The 1,257-nt window shown below is 54.2% G+C and carries 1 rRNA gene; it reads right to left on the reverse strand.

Features of this window, described 5'->3' with window-relative positions:
- Window positions 1-1,155 (reverse strand): 16S ribosomal RNA (locus EDC24_RS00520); the annotation flags it as partial.
- Between the last annotated feature and the right edge of the window lie 102 nt (window positions 1,156-1,257).

Consider the following 1,257-nt stretch of genomic DNA (forward strand, 5'->3'; position numbering starts at 1 on the left):
AATGCTGGCAACTAAGATCAAGGGTTGCGCTCGTTGCGGGACTTAACCCAACATCTCACGACACGAGCTGACGACAACCATGCACCACCTGTCACTCGGTCCCCGAAGGGAAGACCCTATCTCTAGGGTGGTCCGAGGATGTCAAGACCTGGTAAGGTTCTTCGCGTTGCGTCGAATTAAACCACATGCTCCACCGCTTGTGCGGGCCCCCGTCAATTCCTTTGAGTTTCAGCCTTGCGGCCGTACTCCCCAGGCGGAGTGCTTATTGCGTTAACTGCAGCACTAAGGGTGGAAACCCCTAACACCTAGCACTCATCGTTTACGGCGTGGACTACCAGGGTATCTAATCCTGTTCGCTCCCCACGCTTTCGCGCCTCAGCGTCAGGCACAGACCAGAGAGCCGCCTTCGCCACTGGTGTTCCTCCACATATCTACGCATTTCACCGCTACACGTGGAATTCCGCTCTCCTCTTCTGTCCTCAAGTTCCCCAGTTTCCAATGACCCTCCATGGTTGAGCCATGGGCTTTCACATCAGACTTAAGGAACCGCCTGCGCGCGCTTTACGCCCAATAATTCCGGACAACGCTTGCCACCTACGTATTACCGCGGCTGCTGGCACGTAGTTAGCCGTGGCTTTCTGGTTAGGTACCGTCAAGGCTCCGCCTTATTCAAACGGAACGTGTTCTTCCCTAACAACAGAGTTTTACGATCCGAAGACCTTCCTCACTCACGCGGCGTTGCACCGTCAGACTTTCGTCCATTGCGGATGATTCCCTACTGCTGCCTCCCGTAGGAGTCTGGGCCGTGTCTCAGTCCCAGTGTGGCCGATCACCCTCTCAGGTCGGCTACGCATCGTCGCCTTGGTAGGCCATTACCCCACCAACTAACTAATGCGCCGCGGGCCCATCTGTAAGTGATAGCAAAAGCCATCTTTCAACAACGGATCATGCGATCCGATGAATTACCCGGTATTAGCCCCGGTTTCCCGGAGTTATCCCAGTCTTACAGGCAGGTTGCCCACGTGTTACTCACCCGTCCGCCGCTCGTTCCACAGACATCCTCCCGAAGGATTCCGTCTGCTTCCCGCGCTCGACTTGCATGTATTAGGCACGCCGCCAGCGTTCGTCCTGAGCCAGGATCAAACTCTCCATAAATAGATGTTTGATTGGCTTCATAAATCGTCGTTCATGTTTCGCCCAATCAAATGCGAAACATGTGAATTGACGACAGGCTATTTTGTTTAGTTTTCAAGGTTC

It is taken from the genome of Aquisalibacillus elongatus (assembly GCF_003843875.1).
Lineage (GTDB): Bacteria > Bacillota > Bacilli > Bacillales > Alkalibacillaceae > Aquisalibacillus > Aquisalibacillus elongatus.